At 64.0% G+C, this 13,604-nt stretch carries 18 protein-coding genes, 1 tRNA gene and 1 pseudogene; 5 read left to right on the forward strand and 15 right to left on the reverse strand.

Annotated elements, in window-relative coordinates; genetic code table 11:
* Nucleotides 1-55: 55 nt before the first annotated feature.
* The 4 genes from AC1RCS_RS23575 to AC1RCS_RS23590 are packed head-to-tail and all read right to left on the reverse strand — an operon-like array spanning nucleotide 56 to nucleotide 2,113.
* Nucleotides 56-334, reverse strand: coding sequence for a phage tail protein (locus tag AC1RCS_RS23575; protein WP_492246420.1), 279 nt, complete (start codon nucleotides 332-334; stop codon nucleotides 56-58).
* The gene (locus AC1RCS_RS23580; protein WP_492246419.1) at nucleotides 331-1,173 is read right to left on the reverse strand and encodes a baseplate assembly protein; all 843 of its coding nucleotides are present in this window, start codon (nucleotides 1,171-1,173) and stop codon (nucleotides 331-333) included. The genes AC1RCS_RS23575 and AC1RCS_RS23580 overlap by 4 nt, the downstream gene beginning before the upstream one ends.
* A complete protein-coding gene (locus tag AC1RCS_RS23585; RefSeq protein ID WP_492246418.1) occupies nucleotides 1,170-1,520 on the reverse strand; it encodes a GPW/gp25 family protein in 351 nt (116 codons plus the stop codon). Before AC1RCS_RS23585 ends, AC1RCS_RS23580 begins: the two co-directional genes overlap by 4 nt.
* A complete protein-coding gene (locus tag AC1RCS_RS23590) occupies nucleotides 1,517-2,113 on the reverse strand; it encodes a phage baseplate assembly protein V (RefSeq protein ID WP_492246417.1) in 597 nt (198 codons plus the stop codon). The genes AC1RCS_RS23585 and AC1RCS_RS23590 overlap by 4 nt, the downstream gene beginning before the upstream one ends.
* A 136-nt stretch (nucleotides 2,114-2,249) precedes the next feature.
* Here AC1RCS_RS23590 and AC1RCS_RS23595 point away from each other — a divergent pair, with 136 nt between their 5' ends.
* Nucleotides 2,250-2,963, forward strand: a complete 714-nt coding sequence (locus AC1RCS_RS23595; RefSeq protein WP_492246416.1) for a hypothetical protein — start codon at nucleotides 2,250-2,252, stop codon at nucleotides 2,961-2,963.
* On the opposite strand, the gene AC1RCS_RS23600 is transcribed toward AC1RCS_RS23595, so the two are convergent.
* The 10 genes and pseudogenes from AC1RCS_RS23600 to AC1RCS_RS23645 all read right to left on the reverse strand — a co-directional run bounded on the left by AC1RCS_RS23600 (nucleotide 2,937) and on the right by AC1RCS_RS23645 (nucleotide 8,854).
* Nucleotides 2,937-3,407, reverse strand: coding sequence for a phage virion morphogenesis protein (locus AC1RCS_RS23600; protein WP_492246415.1), 471 nt, complete (start codon nucleotides 3,405-3,407; stop codon nucleotides 2,937-2,939). The two genes, AC1RCS_RS23595 and AC1RCS_RS23600, sit on opposite strands and share 27 nt — an antisense overlap.
* A 104-nt stretch (nucleotides 3,408-3,511) precedes the next feature.
* Nucleotides 3,512-4,006: a phage tail protein gene (locus AC1RCS_RS23605; protein ID WP_492246414.1), complete on the reverse strand. Its 495-nt coding sequence runs from the start codon at nucleotides 4,004-4,006 to the stop codon at nucleotides 3,512-3,514.
* On the reverse strand, nucleotides 3,990-4,547 hold the full coding sequence (locus tag AC1RCS_RS23610) for a DUF2514 family protein (protein WP_492246413.1): 558 nt from the start codon (nucleotides 4,545-4,547) through the stop codon (nucleotides 3,990-3,992). The genes AC1RCS_RS23605 and AC1RCS_RS23610 overlap by 17 nt, the downstream gene beginning before the upstream one ends.
* A 117-nt stretch (nucleotides 4,548-4,664) precedes the next feature.
* Nucleotides 4,665-5,225 (reverse strand): glycoside hydrolase family protein, encoded by a 561-nt coding sequence (locus AC1RCS_RS23615; protein ID WP_492246412.1) that lies wholly within the window; start codon nucleotides 5,223-5,225, stop codon nucleotides 4,665-4,667.
* A complete protein-coding gene (locus AC1RCS_RS23620) occupies nucleotides 5,222-5,452 on the reverse strand; it encodes a hypothetical protein (RefSeq protein WP_492246411.1) in 231 nt (76 codons plus the stop codon). The genes AC1RCS_RS23615 and AC1RCS_RS23620 overlap by 4 nt, the downstream gene beginning before the upstream one ends.
* Before the next feature lie 6 nt (nucleotides 5,453-5,458).
* A complete protein-coding gene (locus tag AC1RCS_RS23625; protein WP_492246410.1) occupies nucleotides 5,459-5,659 on the reverse strand; it encodes a tail protein X in 201 nt (66 codons plus the stop codon).
* On the reverse strand, nucleotides 5,659-6,123 hold the full coding sequence (locus AC1RCS_RS23630; RefSeq protein WP_492246409.1) for a head completion/stabilization protein: 465 nt from the start codon (nucleotides 6,121-6,123) through the stop codon (nucleotides 5,659-5,661). The genes AC1RCS_RS23625 and AC1RCS_RS23630 overlap by 1 nt, the downstream gene beginning before the upstream one ends.
* A 107-nt stretch (nucleotides 6,124-6,230) precedes the next feature.
* Nucleotides 6,231-6,935 (reverse strand): annotated as a pseudogene (gene gpM / locus AC1RCS_RS23635) (phage terminase small subunit).
* Between the two features lie 17 nt (nucleotides 6,936-6,952).
* On the reverse strand, nucleotides 6,953-7,963 hold the full coding sequence (locus AC1RCS_RS23640) for a phage major capsid protein, P2 family (protein ID WP_492246408.1): 1,011 nt from the start codon (nucleotides 7,961-7,963) through the stop codon (nucleotides 6,953-6,955).
* Between the two features lie 63 nt (nucleotides 7,964-8,026).
* Nucleotides 8,027-8,854, reverse strand: a complete 828-nt coding sequence (locus tag AC1RCS_RS23645; RefSeq protein WP_492246407.1) for a GPO family capsid scaffolding protein — start codon at nucleotides 8,852-8,854, stop codon at nucleotides 8,027-8,029.
* A gap of 157 nt (nucleotides 8,855-9,011) precedes the next feature.
* Here AC1RCS_RS23645 and AC1RCS_RS23650 point away from each other — a divergent pair, with 157 nt between their 5' ends.
* The 4 genes from AC1RCS_RS23650 to AC1RCS_RS23665 all read left to right on the forward strand — a co-directional run bounded on the left by AC1RCS_RS23650 (nucleotide 9,012) and on the right by AC1RCS_RS23665 (nucleotide 13,032).
* Entirely contained in the window at nucleotides 9,012-10,805 is a 1,794-nt protein-coding gene (locus AC1RCS_RS23650) for a terminase ATPase subunit family protein (RefSeq protein ID WP_492246422.1), read from the forward strand.
* On the forward strand, nucleotides 10,805-11,893 hold the full coding sequence (locus AC1RCS_RS23655; RefSeq protein WP_492246406.1) for a phage portal protein: 1,089 nt from the start codon (nucleotides 10,805-10,807) through the stop codon (nucleotides 11,891-11,893). The genes AC1RCS_RS23650 and AC1RCS_RS23655 overlap by 1 nt, the downstream gene beginning before the upstream one ends.
* Before the next feature lie 181 nt (nucleotides 11,894-12,074).
* Complete coding sequence (locus AC1RCS_RS23660; protein ID WP_492246421.1) at nucleotides 12,075-12,350, forward strand: Com family DNA-binding transcriptional regulator; 276 nt, start codon at nucleotides 12,075-12,077, stop codon at nucleotides 12,348-12,350.
* Nucleotides 12,232-13,032 carry a DNA-methyltransferase gene (locus tag AC1RCS_RS23665; RefSeq protein WP_492246405.1) on the forward strand — a complete coding sequence of 267 codons (801 nt, stop codon included), beginning with the start codon at nucleotides 12,232-12,234 and terminating at the stop codon, nucleotides 13,030-13,032. Before AC1RCS_RS23660 ends, AC1RCS_RS23665 begins: the two co-directional genes overlap by 119 nt.
* Nucleotides 13,033-13,508: 476 nt before the next feature.
* On the opposite strand, the gene AC1RCS_RS23670 is transcribed toward AC1RCS_RS23665, so the two are convergent.
* Nucleotides 13,509-13,583, reverse strand: a tRNA-Arg gene (locus AC1RCS_RS23670).
* Between the last annotated feature and the right edge of the window lie 21 nt (nucleotides 13,584-13,604).

The raw sequence follows: 13,604 nt of genomic DNA on the forward strand, positions 1-13,604 counted from the left end.
TTGAGTGGCTTGGCCTGGTAACCACAGCTTCCCAAATCCGAGACGGATGAACAACCTATTGAGACATCACAGCTAGCAGCACGGCCGCAGCGGTGCCGCGCACCAGCAGCCAGGCTCCACCGGCGGCCAGCAGCTCGTCCGTGGTGGCGAAGTAGCGCGCGAAGGGTGCCAGCTGCAGCTCGGCGGCCAGCCAGGGTTTCACCGCTTCGGGCGTGCCTTGGCGTGGCAGTGGGAAGGCCTGGGCCGTCGCGTCCCAGTGGGGCGCGATCTGGTCCACCGCCTTTTCCAAGGCCGTGGCGTTCGGTGGCAGCAGGTGGCGGCGCGGCGCTGTCACTTCGTCACGTCCTCGATGTGCACCACGCCCAGCGTGGGGTATTCGTCGTCATCCAGGGGCGTGGACTCTGCAGGCGCTGCGGGGTCGGGGAACCGCACGGCCGCCACCTGGGCGGTGTGCAGGCGCGCGGTTATCCACGAACGCGGCACATCGCGGCCCAGGCGGGCGTATGCGGCCAGGGCGTCCGCGAGCGTGACCACCAGGCGCTGCGCCAGGTCGGCCGGCGCGCCGGCCTCGCGCTCGATGGCGGCGGTGATGTTGATGGCGCGGGGGCGTGCCAGTGCCACCGTGACAGGCACGCCCAGGGGGCGGCCGTCATCGGCATTGATGGCGGCCACCACCGTGGCCAGGGTGGCCTCGGCCTGGGCGGCATCGTGGCACCACAGCAGCAGGTGCACGCGGCCGGGGAATGGCTGGGTGGCGCGGGCGTCGCGCACGTTCTGGCTGGCCGTCATGGCCGTGAGTTCGTAGGCCTCGCGGGTTCCATTGCCCGCCAGTGACTTGATGCGCAGCTGCACGCGTGCGCGCAGGCGCTCGTCGCTTTCGCCGGCCAGGCGGGTCAGTCCATAGAACGCGGCTTTGTGGTCGAGGTCCGCGCCGGTGGCGAAGGCCAGCAGGTGGGCGCGGGCGGCCTCGTTCACGCGCTGGCGGTACAGCAGCTCGCGGTAGGCGTGGGCCTGCAACAGCTTGTTCAGTGGCTCGCTTTCGAGGTCAATCACTGCAGCGGCTGCGGGGTAGCGCTCCAGCAGGTCGGCGCGGTGCACCTGCAGGATGGTCTCGTAGTCGAGGGTTTCGACCACTTGGGGTGGCGGTAGTTGGGTGAGGTCGGGCGCGTTCATGCGTTCCTCGCTGTAACCGACACGTGCAGGGAAAGCGGGGCAGGGCGTCGGCCTTCGTGGTAGGAGCCGTGCAGCTCGATCAGGGTATAGCCGGGGCGCTCGGCATCACGCTGCACGCCCACGCGGGTTAGCCGAAAGCGGGGTTCCCAGCGCAACAGGGCGCTGGCCACCGCAGAGAACAGCCGCACCTGGCTGGTGTTGTTGTCGGGGTGGTCGATCAGCTCGGACACCAGGGAGCCGTACTCGCGGCGCATAACGCGCGAGCCGATGGGCGTGGACAGAATGTCCCCCACGCTCTGGCGCAGGTGTTCCAGGCCGGTCAGGCTTGTGCCGGTGGTGCGGTTCATTGGGGGCGTTCCGTTCTGGCCACGCCATGCTCCACGCCACCGTGGACGTGGTTCACCAGGCTGATGGAACCCGACACAACGTCAGGCGTTGCTGTCCAGCCGCTGCCGGTTAGCGATGCGGCGCCGCCGTCCGCTGCCAGCGTGATGGCGTCGGGCGTAATGACCAGCGTGGCGCCCTGCACGCGCAGCTCGATGCCCTCGCGGCAGTTGATGACCAGGCGGCCCGTGGCGCTGTCGTGTTCCATGAAGTCGGTGGCGCTCCAGTCGGTGCGGCAGGCCGTGCCGCTTTCGCTGCCCTGGGCGTTGGCATCGCTGTAAACACCGGGTATGGCCACCGCGTTCAGCAGGTCGCCACCGGGGGAGACGAGCAGGCACTGCTCGCCCACCACAGGGGGCCACCACTGGCGGCCACCGTTGCCACCGGCGCGGCCGGCGTGCCAGGGAATCCAGTTGGTGGTGATTTCACCGGAGCGAACGCGGCACCGCGCGGGCTTGCCCAGGCGCACGGCGGCGATGGTTCCAGCCCGCACGATGTTCTCCAGCCGGCGGAAGATTTCGAGGGGCGATTCGGTCTGGTCAATGGGGCGGTCCATGCAAACGATGGTGCCCGCGCGTGCGTGAGAAAGCACGCGCATTGCCTTGTGTGCGGGGGGCACACATTCAGTTCGTGCGTGCCAGCTAGACTTTCACTGCCGCCTCGTTTCTGCCCCGTATCGTTTGGAGAATTTCTTGAATGCTGCCGCCTTCCTGCGTTCTGTTCCAAAGCCCTTGAACAGGATCGCTTTTTTGTCCTTGAGCATCCTCGCAATCAAGGTTCTTTATCTCAACAATATCCCCGCGCCCGTTCGCTTTTTCTATGACTTGGGTGTTCTTACTGATGCCTTGGCCGGCTCTGTCGTCGCAAGCTACATTTTCTATTTGGTGCAGGTGCACATTCGAGAGCTTGAAAACCGGAAGCTGATAGAGCCGCTTATCGCTGCACAGGTGGAGCAAATTGTTCGCTCTTGCTCCGATCAGATCGTTGCTTTGTCGAATGCCAGCTCCTCGTCCTTGCGCTTTGATTCATTGGATTCCGCCGCATTGCGCGCCGCGCTCGCGAAAATTGAGACGAAGTCGGCTGCTCCAGGGATACTGATGCCACAAGCAGTGAAACCCGATTGGCTCCAATACTTCGGTGTAGAAATACGCCGGTCTTTGGAGTTCATTTCTAAGGCGCTCGAACATCGAAGCCATCTAGACCAACGCTTGGTGGTTTTGCTCTCTCAGATAAAGAATTGTGGCCACTTCACGGGAATTCCTCAGCAACTCGCAATGGGAATTTCTGGCCCCAAGCTCGATGTTCAGGCTCATGAGTTCTACGAGTATTGCGATTTCTGCCGCTCACTGGATCGCGTGGCGAGTGATGCCCTTTCTGGCTCATACAGCGCTTATCAGACGCGCTAGCAAATTGTCTTTCATGCGCTCTGTGAAGGCGTCGGTTATTCCAATCAGAGCACGCGTCGGGTAGTCGTAGTCCGGCCCACCAGGCTGCACGGAATCGCGCAGGCCGAAGTGATGCACGGCCGCGATGCGCGCCGCGCGGCCCATGAATTCCACAGTGGCTTCGCGCCCCTGTGCCTTGGCCTTGAGGTAGCGGGCGCCGCGTAGCTTGGTGAACATATCCTGGGCGCGGCGGCCCTTGCGCAGCTGGCCTTTTTGGTCGCGCAGCCCGCGCTTGCGTGGTGCCCATGCTTCGCCGTCCGGGCTCTGCTGGGCGCGCATGGTAGCCACGTTCTCGCGGCGCAGGTCGCGCGCCACGTCCAGGGCGAGTTTGCGGCGCTCGGCGTCTGACAGGGCCGCAATCAGCGGCTCCAGCCAGGTTTCGAGCTGTGCCAGGTCTTCGGCCATGGGTCAGCGCTTGCGGAACAGGAATGGCCGCCACTGACGGCGCCAGCGGCCACGCAGCCGCAGGTAGGCCTCCCACACCAGAAAGCAGAGGGTGAACAGGTATTTCATCGCGGCGCGTAGTCCCATTGGGCCAGCTTCTCGTCCCGCAGCCACACTTCCCAGCGCTCGGCCTGCAGGATGGTCAGCGGCCTGGGTTGTTCTTCCTTGTGGATCAGGTTCAGCGCGCCGGGTGGGCCGTTCGGCCTGGCGCGTGATAGCACCGCCTCGGTCAGCTGCAAATCAATCTGCAGGTCCACGGCGCCGCTGTTCAGGAATTCGGCCTCGAACCTGATGGCCTTTTCTCGGGTGTCGGTGTTGTCGAACACCTCGGGCTGGTGTGTCTTCATCCACATCACCAGCGGCGCCATCACCGCGTCGGCGTGGCCCGTGAAGTCGGTCAGCAGCACGCGCAGGGAATAGCGGTATTCCCAGGACAGCGCATCGGTCCCGCTGTGCACCACCCGGCCGCCCACCACAAAGATGGCGAGTTTTTCCGGGTTCTGCGCAAGATCCGGTATCGCCTTTGTCAGCGTGTCGCGTAGCTTACTGGGCTTGTCCATGGCCGGCGGCCTCCATCATGGCGCTGGCTTCGTCGTAGGCGCGCTCGCAGGCGGCGCCACGGGTTCGGGCTTCGTCAGCAGCTGCCGCGAGTTCTCCCGCTCGCTGGTCAGCGCGTCGGTGCAGGTCGGCAAGCAAATCAAGGGGGGCGGGGTCTGGCGCGCACTGGCCGGCAGCGGCGCGAGCCTGGGCGGCGGCACGGTGCTGGGTGAGGTAGTCGGCAAGTTCGCGCTGCAGCCGGTTGCGAGCCACATCAGCGCGAGCGCGGCCAGCAGCAGAAGCAGCAAGGGCGGCCTGTGCATCGGTGTCGATCTTGGCGATTTGGTCACGGTGTTTGCCTTCCAGGGTGCGGTAGCGTTCGGATGTGGTGAGCGCCGCCCGCGCGGCGGCTGTGCGCTCGGTCTGCAGGGTGGCCACGGTGTGGGCGGCTTCGAGCTGGGCTTCGGCCAGCCGCAGGGTCTTCATCAGCAGGGCAAAGCCCAGGCCCAGCGTGGCGGCGATGGCTGCGTACTTCCAGGCATTTGCGCGAAGGGTGGACAGCATGTCAGCAAATCCCGTGCGGGTGGCCACCGCAAAAGGTGAAGTAAGCGGCGGCGACTGCGGCCACCGCCAGCAGGACCAGCACCAGGGCAGCTATGGCCAGGGCTTTGATGGCGCGCTTCATTGCATCGCCATGCAGTCCGCATGCCTCTTTTGTTGCCGGGTCCACACGCCCTTGCAGCCCTTTGGCCCCCAGTTCTGCGGCAGGCGGCAGTCCCGGCCGGCCTGAAACCGCCATGCCGGCAGGGCCTGGCAGGCGCGCACGTATTCACCGGCCAGCAGGTGGCGGCGCATTGAACTGGCGCGCCAGTTGCCAATGCCATATTGGCCCACGAAGTCCATGTACAGGTCGAACTCGCCGGGGTACAGGTACACACCGGGCAGGCTGGCCTTAAACCGCGCTTCTTCCTCGGTGTGCAGGTTGCGGGCGAGCTGTTCGGCGCGCTGGCGTGTGATGGGTGGGTCCGTCATGCGCACCGGCGTGCCGTCCTCGTAGCGGGTGGACCCGTGGCCGATGGTGGGCACGTCGCCCTGGGTGGGCACGTAGGGCAGGTGCACCACCACCCCATCGGGCTGCACTTTGGTGGGGCCGTCGCCTTCGTTCGTCTTCCATGTGGCAAAGCCTGCGGCCGACAGCGAAAGCAGCGCCACGGCGATGCGCTGGCGTGTGTTGGTGGTCATTTCGGCACCTCGCACGCGTCGCGCTTGGCCTTGCGGTCTTCGCGTTCGTTGTGCCACTTCCAGGCCAAGTACGCGATTTGCAGCGCGAGATAGATGCAGGTCAGGGTGGTGATAGGGCTCAGGGTGAAGAAGCCGCCGTCTTGTTTCGCCGCTACGGCAACGGGTGGCGATGCCTTCATGGCCTCCACGCCCACGGCCTTGGCGATGTTGCTCGGGGTGTCGCTCATGGTGGATCAGTCCCACAGATTGATGGTGTTACGTGTTTTTGTGATTGCGGGTTCAACGATCTGCACCACCGTTCCGGCGGCCAGGTGCGTGCGCTCTGCAATGCCTGGGTTTGCTGTCAGCGTGGCCTCCACCACGCCGGCGGTGCGGCCCGTGATGCGCATGCACAGCTCGTCCAGGGTTTCAAGGTCTTGGGCTGTGGCCTGCATCAAATCAGCTCCACGGTGGTGCGCTGGCGGCCCAGCAGGTCGGCAATGGCCCACCGCAGGTTGCGGCGGTGTTCGTCCACCTTCACTTCGTACCGCTCGCGCATGCGCTCGGCTTTGCTGTCGTTGTGCGGGGTGGTGTCGATGTCGCGGTAAACCTCGGCCAGCTCGGCCTGCACGTGGGCATAGATGGCGCGCAGGTAGCGGCCGGCCTGTCGGCCGTCACCAGCTGCGGCCAGGTTGGCAGCGCCGGCCGCAACCTGCTCGGCCTTGTAGGCCTGCAGCTCGCGGTTCACGCTGTCCATGGCGTTGCCGATGGCTTCGCCCAGGCGTGCCGGCGTCACCGTGCCATCCAGGCGGCACACATCCCGCACCCGTGCAGCGGGCACAGCCGGAAACCACGGGTCGTTATCGACCTGGGCGTCGTCTGCGGCAATGGGCGGGTTTGCTGTGGCTACGAATGTCACGGTGGGGCCTTCGGGCTGGTGTCAAGTTGGCGGTGGTCCGGGTGCGTTGGCCGATGGGCTTGCGCCCTTGGTCGCGGCACCCGGAGCCGCCAGGGTGCGGGGTCCGCTCAGTCGGTGCCGGTGTCGGCTGCTTTCAGCCGGCGCTCCAGGCGTTCCATGTCTTTTTTCACGCCCACCTGCGCGAACAGTTCGTGGGCGCGCTGCAGCTTCTCCATAGCCAGGCGTGCTTTGGTTTCGTCCAGCGTGGTGAAGTCGGGCTCATGGGTCGGGGTCTTGCCGATCAGGGCGTAGCCGATGGCCTTGTAGAGCTTGGCGCGGGCTTGGTCTGGCGCGTCTTGCGCGGCGGTGAGCTGGTCCACCTCGGCCAGCACGCGCAGCGCTTCGTCGCCCACCAGCTGGCCTTTGGCTGCTGCGGTGGCGGTTTCGTCAATCAGCAGCGTGGGCAGGGTGCGGTTGTACTGGTCGGGCAGCACCAGGCCATGGGCGAGCGCATAGGCTGCAATTTCCAGCCCGCGCGCCCAGTTGCCCGTGTCGAGGTGTCACACCAGCACGGTGGTCAGCACCATGTCGTGGCCACCCTGGCCACCTTCCAGCGCGCCGGTCACGTAGTCCTCGAAGTCGGGCAGCATTTTGCGCTTGGCTTCGATCTTGCATTCGGTGCTTTGGATGGTTTTCAGGGTGCGCTTGTGCTCGGCCAGCTGCGCGAGCATCAGCTCGTAGGCGCTGCCCCGCACTTCGTCGCCGTGGCCGGCGGCCTTCGCCGCCAGCTCGGCCAGCACACGCATCTTGTGACGCTTTGCCGGTGTGGTCATGGTCTTGGGTTCCAGGCTCAAGCCACCAGCTCGATGTTTTCCACCAGCGCGGCGCGGTCGTTGTCTTCCACCACGTAGGCGTCGTTCGAGCTTTCGTAGTTCTCCACGCGGTCGCGCTTGGGGTTTTCTTCCATGCGGCGGCGGCGGGCGCCTTCTTGCCAGTACAGCGACAGGTTGTCGAAAGTCGTCACCAGCATGGCGTTGGGCGGGAAGTACGGCACGGTGGCCGCTTGCAGGCCGCCCACGCGCTTCTGGCTGATGACGATATCGGCCGCCAGGGTTTCGCTGGGCGCTTGGTTGACGTTGACCATGGGGAAATACTTGTCGGCCAACAGCTCGCGGCCCAGGATGACCACCAAATCAGGGTCTTGCTGATACCAGGGGGCCAGCAGGCTGATGGCGTCGTACACGGCCGCGTCGAGGTTCTTGTAGTCGTTGCCGGCGCCGGCGCCGATCTTGAGAACGCCAGGGGTCGCGCCCCCATTCATCACGTTCTCGGGTGCGTCTTCACGCAGGTGCTGCAGCCAGCCCTTGTTCACGTCCTGCAGCAGCGGGTTGGCGGCCAGGTCGGTGGTGGCGGCAATGCTGGTGCCGTTGAAGCCGATCATGATGCGGTCCAGCGCCTGGCGGCGCAGGATGGCCATAGCCACCAGGGTTTGGAAGTTCTTGAACTTCGCCCAGGCGTCCAGCTTTTGATACTTGATGTGCGTGTCGAAGTTGGTCTGCACGCACTGGTAGCCCTTGCTGTCCATGGTGGACACGTCGCGCGTTTGGCGGTCGGCGTTGTCGGTGTTGGTGCGGCTTGCCACCGGGCCAGACATACCCAGGCCCAACTTTGCGCCCTGGGATTCAACCACCGGCGTTACGTTGATCTTGCTCAGGAAGTCGCTGGACTCCTGCATTTTGGTTTCCAGCACTTGCTGGATGGATGGGGCCACGTTGAATTGCTTGGCCACATCGGCCACGCCGTTCAGGCGGGCGATTTGGGACAGCAGGGCGTTGAACACATTGCGGGTTTCGTTGCGCATTTTTTGGTTTCCTGATGGTGGATTGATTGCGGTGATTCGGGCTTGCTTTGAGCGTGGGCGGGGTTAGAACTGGGTCAGCTCCACACCGTTGCCGCCGACTGCTGGCGGGCGTTGGGTGTGGTTTCCGCTGGGCGTGTTCTCCAGGGTCTTGGCCAGCTCGTCGTGCTTGGTCTGCAGGGCTGCAAAGTCTTTGGCCAGCTTGGCGTGGTCCTTGGCCAGTGCGTCGTGGGCTGCGCTCTGGTTTTCCGCCAGCTGTGCGAACTGCTCGAAGCCGGCCAGCACTTCTTCAAAGCGCGCGTCGTCGGTCTGGCCCTTCTTCTTGAACTTGCCCAGCAGGCCTTTCAGCGCCTCGGAGAACTTGCCGGCGCTGTTGTCGGCGTCGTCGCTGTCCTCGAATTTCAGCTCGGCCTCCACCGCTTCGCTGAACAGGATGGCGGCGTTTTCCTTGCGGCCGGCAAACGGGCTGGCCTGGGGGTTCTGCGCCGCGAAGTTCAGCACCTCGGTGCCCAGGCTTGCAGGGCTGTCGGTCACAGCCAGGCCGGTCATGTACGCCTCGCCCGTGTCGGCAAAGCTGGGGTTCACCTCGATGGAGGTGTAAATCTTTTGCTTGGCCTTGGTCATGGCCACCAGCTCGGGCAGTGGTTCGATTTGCGCGAACAGTGCCAGCTTGCCGCCTTCCACCTCGCGGGCTTCGAGGGCCTTCACATCGCCGTAGGCTTTGAACAGGCCATCGGGTGCGATGCCCCGGTAGTGTTCCAGCCAGACACGGGCGCCGTACTTCGTGGGGTCGAAGTTCTTGGCCATCTGCTGAATCCACTTCTTCTCGATGGCGCGGCCATCAGTGGTTGCGCCTTCGGTAGCGACACGGAAAAAACGGGATTTGGTTGCCATGGGTTGCGGTTCCTTGAACGGTGGTGGTCGAAGTAGCCGCCATCGTCCCGCCGTCGCGCGTGCCCAGCAATCAATGCCTCCTGTGTACGGAAACAGCACATTTGAAAGGGCCTCAAAGCGTGTAGTGCTTCACAGACTGGCGGCTGAAACTCGCTCCATGTCTTCCCCAACGCTCGCGCCCGCGCTTCCTTTTTCCACCGTGCCCGCCGATGGCCTGGCCGCTGACAAGCGCCGCGCGGCGCGGCATCTGTACTGGCAAGGGTGGCGCATTTCCAGCATTTCCGAGTACATCGGGGAGCCGCGCAGCACGGTGCAGGGCTGGAAGGATGCCGAAGACTGGGACAAGGCGCAACCGGCCCAGCGCGTGGAAGCCGCGCTCGAAACCCGGCTGGTGCAGCTGGTAATGAAGGACAACAAAACCGGCGGCGACTTTAAGGAAATCGACTTGCTGGGCCGTCAGATTGAGCGCCTGGCCCGCGTGCAGAAGTACGGGGAAACGGGCAAGGAGTCGGACCTGAACCCGGCCATCAAGGCGCGCAACGACAAACCCAAGCGCCGCCAGGAGCGCAACCACTTCACGGAGGAACAGCACGAAAAGCTGCTGGATGCGTTCCGAGATTCGTTGTTCGATTATCAGAAAGTGTGGTTTCGCAATAGCGAGCTGCGCACGCGCTTCATTCTCAAGTCGCGGCAGATTGGTGCAACGTGGTACTTCGCCCGCGAAGCCCTGGCCGATGCCATCGCCACCGGCCGCAATCAGATTTTTCTCAGCGCGTCGAAGGCACAGGCGCACATTTTCAAACAGTACATCGTGGCCTTTGCAAAGGAGGCCTGCGACTTGGAACTGTCGGGCGATCCTATTGTTTTGAGCAACGGCGCCACGCTGTATTTCCTGGGCACCAACGCACTGACGGCCCAGGGCTATCACGGCAATTTCTATTTTGACGAGTGCTTTTGGACGCGCAAATTCACGGAGCTGAACAAGGTGGCCAGCGGCATGGCCATGCACAAGCACTGGCGCAAAACCTACTTTTCCACGCCGTCCAGCATCCAGCATGAAGCCTTCGCGCTGTGGTCCGGTGATCGCTTCAACAAGAAGCGGCCGAAGGACGAACGCATTGCGCTGGACCTGTCGCACGACAGGCTGGCCGGTGGCTTCACCGGTGAAGACAAGATTTGGCGGCAAATCGTCACCATCGTGGACGCCATGCGCGGCGGCTGCAACCTGTTCGACATTGACGAGCTGCGGCTGGAGTACAGCGCGGAGGAATTCGAGAACCTGCTGATGTGCGGTTTTCTCGATGACAGCTACAGCGTGTTTCCGCTGGCAGAGCTGCAGCGCTGCATGGTGGACAGCTGGGAGGCCTGGGCCGATGTGAAGCCGCTCGGCATGCGCCCGTTCGGCTGGCGCCCGGTGTGGGTCGGCTATGACCCCAGCCACACGGGCGACAGTGCCGGCTTGGTGGTGCTGGCCCCACCGGCAGAGCCTGGCGGGAAGTTCCGCGTTTTGGAGCGCCACCAGTTCCGTGGGCTTGACTTCGAGGCCCAGGCCGATGCCATCAAGAAGGTGACGGAGCGCTTCAACGTGCAGCACATCGGCATCGACACCACGGGCATCGGCCAGGGTGTCTTTCAGCTGGTGAAGCAGTTTTTCCCCGCCGCGCGGGCCTACCAGTACAGCGTGGACGTGAAAACCCGGCTGGTGCTGAAAGCAAAAAGCGTCATCAGCAAAGGCCGGCTGGAGTTTGACGCGGGCGCGGTTGATCTTGCCCAGGCCTTCATGGCTATCAAAAAGGTGCTTACCACCAGCGGTCGCCAGGCCACCTACGACGCCGGCCGCAACAACGAAACGGGCCACGCCGACTTGGCGTGGGCCTGCATGCACGCCATGGACTTCGAGCCGCTGGAAGGCGCGAGCGAAGCCACCACCTCTGTTCTGGAGTTCTCCTGATGCCCAAGCGCACACCACGCCGCGCAGATGCGCCGGCCTTTTCCAACACCGTGCCCGCGCCAGCTGCGGCCACCGGTTCGGCTCTTTCCAGTGTCTCGCAGGCCAGCGCCCAGGCGTTCACCTTTGGTGACCCGGTGCCGGTGCTGGACGGCCGCGAGATTCTGGACTACTGCGAGGCCTGGCTGAATGGCAAGTGGTACGAACCGCCCATCAGCTGGGAAGGCTTGGCGCGGTCGTTTCGGGCGGCCACGCACCACGCGAGCGCGCTCTATTTCAAGCGCAACGTGCTGGCGTCCACCTTCGTGCCCCACCGCCTTTTGAGCCGTGACACCTTCGGCAAATTCGCGCTGGACTTTCTCACGTTCGGCAATGCCTATCTGGAGCGCACGCCCAACATGCTGGGCCGTGACCTGGGCTTGCGCCACAGCCTGGCCAAGTACATGCGCAGGGGCCAGGCGCTGGACACCTACTACTTTGTGCAGGGCTTTGGAAAGGAACACGAATTCAAGCCGGGGAGCGTGTTCCACCTGATTGAACCGGACATCAATCAGGAGGTGTACGGGTTGCCCGAATACCTCTCCACCCTGCAGGCGGCCTGGCTGAACGAATCGGCCACACTGTTTCGGCGCAAGTATTACAACAACGGGAGCCACGCCGGCTTCATCCTCTACATGACTGACCCGGCCCAGGCCCAGGGCGATGTTGACGCGCTGCGCGAAGCCATGCGCAACGCAAAGGGGCCGGGGAATTTCCGCAACCTGTTCATGTACTCGCCCAACGGCAAGAAGGACGGGATTCAGGTTTTGCCCATCAGTGAAGTGGCCGCAAAGGACGACTTCACCAGCATCAAAAACGTGAGCCGTGACGATGTGCTGGCGGCCCACCGCGTGCCGCCCCAGCTGATGGGCATCGTTCCAGGCAATACCGGCGGCTTCGGTGCCGTGAAGCCAGCTGCCGAAGTGTTCGCGCGCAACGAACTGGAGCCGCTGCAGGCGCGCTTCAAGGCCTTGAACGATTGGTTCGGGGAAGAACTGGTGCGCTTTGTCCCCTATGTCATCGAAGGCGGGGAGGATAGCGCTACGAAATAAATAGCTGCTTGCGCTTGTTGTTCAAGCGCTGGGAGTGAATTTCACTCAAAAAAGACAGGGCGAATGTGAAGGGTGCGGGAACACCCAACACAAACCCCTCCGCCGTGATTGCCCACGGCATTGGCCAAGCGGCCCCGTCACCTGTGCACAGGCGGGACGCATCTTCGGCGATGCCGACACCATGGAAGAAATACGTTGTGGCCACTGCGGCCGAAAACTCGCAGAGGCCGTGTTTGAACAAATCTCGATCAAGTGCCCGCGCTGCGGGACCATGAACCACCTGCGGGCCTTGAGCCCCTCACGCGAGCGCCTGGGAGCGCCTTCACCTATGACAAACCATGAAGACTCCCAAAACCTCGAAAGCAACCAACACCCCCCAGTGCCTCACCATCGGCAACGCCACCATTTACCGGGGCGACAGCGTGCAGCTGCTGCAGCAGCTCGGCCTGCAGGTTGACGCGCTTGTGACCGATCCGCCGTACAGCAGCGGCGGCATGGTGCGCGGTGACCGCATGCAAACCACCGCTGCCAAGTACGTGCAGAGCGGGCACGCTCTCACGGCCGCCCACAACCTGAACTTTTCCGGCGACAACCGCGACGGCCGCAGCTGGGCCTTTTGGGTCAGCTGCTGGGTATCACTGGTGCGCCAGGCACTGCGCCCTGGCGGGTATGCCATGGTGTTCACTGACTGGCGCCAGCTGCCCGCGTTGACCGATGCTTTCCAGGCCGGCGGTCTGGTGTGGCGTGGCCTCATTCCCTGGGACAAAACCGAAGCATCACGCGCCCCGCACAAAGGCTACTTTCGCCACCAGGCGGAATATGTGGTGTGGGGTTCCAACGGCCCCCTGGCCATCGCAGAGCATGGCGGCCCGTGGCCAGGTGTGGTGCGTGAGCGCGTGGACCACCGGGCAAAGTTCCACATGACTGGCAAGCCGGTGGACCTGATGAAGCAGCTGTGCCAGGCCGTACCGCCTGGCGGTGTCATCCTTGACCCGTTCATGGGCTCGGGCTCCACTGGCGTGGCAGCGCTCGAGCTGGGCTATCGGTTCATCGGCATCGAACAGGACCAGCACTACTTCGACATAGCGGCCACGCGCCTGGCCAGCGTGGCCACCGAACCACAAGGCCGCGCAGCCTAACACCCATCCCCTGTCACAAAGGCCACCCATGCGGTGGCCTTTTTTGCGCCCGTATAGCGCCCCACGCCCTGGCACGTACCCACCCACACGCCAGCGCCGCGCAGCCCCTCCACGGCCGCGCCGTGGCCCCTCCCGCAGCCATCCCGCCCCCTATCGCCCCCCGGCCGAAGGGCACCCCCAGGGCGCGGCGCGCAGTCGAGACCCCGCCTCGCCCCCGGTCTAAATGGGCCTGTTTTGACGGCACCGCCGGCCCTGGGTATCGCCAGGCCTGGCGCGGCCTGGCGGCCTATTTTTGGTGCTTCCCGGATGACGAAAAATGACGGCTTTTTACAACAGTGCAGGCGCGCCGGCGGAACTGTGGACAGAAGGTGGCCGCAGGTGCCGACTTTTGGCCACTTGAAGAAGGGCTGTGAAGGGCTGTTTTGTCCCGGTCTTGTCCCGTTTTTTAAGAAATTCTTTTGAAATCAACGGGTTACTGGTCCCCTCGACAGGAATCGAACCTGTATCTAGCGCTTAGGAGGCACTCGTTCTATCCATTGAACTACGAGGAGGCAGCCGCGCATTGTAGTGGG

This window comes from Acidovorax sp. GW823-FHT01C06, from assembly GCF_058798375.1.